General features: G+C 70.1%; 1 protein-coding gene. It reads left to right on the top strand.

Features of this window, described 5'->3' with window-relative positions; all coding sequences use genetic code 11:
* Nucleotides 1-1004: CHAT domain-containing protein (locus AX692_RS00205; protein ID WP_155646230.1), on the top strand; the 1004-nt coding region annotated here is incomplete at both ends.

Genomic DNA, 1004 nt, shown 5'->3' with positions numbered 1-1004 from the left:
ATGTGATGGCACTGACCAGGACCGAGCTGGTCTGGCACCGGGCGGACATCAAGGCCGATGAGGTCGCAGAGAAGGTCTCCGCGCTGCGCCGCGATCTCAACCCGGGCGAGGGCGCACGCGGTCCCGATGCCGGGCTGGCTGCCCGCCCCTCGTTTGATCGCGGGACCGCGCATGATCTCTATGCAAGGCTGATCGCGCCGGTCGCAGCGACGCTCGAGGGCAAGAGCCACCTGTTCATCGCCGCCGACGGTGCGTTGGCGAGCCTGCCGTTCGGCGTGCTGGTGACCGAGGCTCCGCAAGCAGGCAGCGATGACAGCGATCCCGAGGTGCTGCGCGCGACCCCGTGGTTTGCTGATGCCCATGCGCTGGTGCAGATCCCCTCGCTCCAGTCACTCGCCTACCTGCGCCGGTTCAACACAGGGGAGGGCGGAGCAACGGGAAGCAGTCCGGCCCGCAGCACCGCAGCCAGCGCTGTCTCGGCTACGGCTACGGCTAAGGCCGCACCAGCATCTGCTACCTCGTCCCGTGCTGCCGCCGTACGCACTGCTGCCAGCGGCTTTGCCGGGTTCGGCGATCCCGTGCTCAGCGGCGCTGCGGTCAGGCGCGGTGGTCGCAGTGCAGGCACCCTTCCGCCGGTCGATGCCTCGGGGCTCACCGGGCGCGGGGTAACCGAGGCAGGCGCCCCGCTCATGAACCCCGATGAGCTGCGCGCGCTCGCTCGCCTGCCCGGCACCCGCACCGAGCTCGAGGCAGTCGGCAAGCTGCTCGGCGCTCCGGCTAGTGCGATCCGGCTCGATACCGCCATGACCGAGGCGGCCCTGCGCAGCGCTGATCTCAGCAATGTGCGCATCCTCCACCTTGCCACCCATGGCCTCACCGCCAGCGAGGCAGGCCAGCGCGGCGCGCGCAGCGAGCCGGGCCTCGTGTTCACGCCGCCAGCGCAAGCAACCAGCCAGGACGATGGCTACCTTGCCGCTTCCGAGGTGCTCACCCTCAACCTCACC

Origin of the sequence: Erythrobacter donghaensis, from assembly GCF_001557325.1 — a bacterium.
Classification (GTDB): Bacteria; Pseudomonadota; Alphaproteobacteria; order Sphingomonadales; family Sphingomonadaceae; genus Erythrobacter; species Erythrobacter donghaensis_B.
This window is presented reverse-complemented; position numbering and strand designations above follow the sequence as displayed.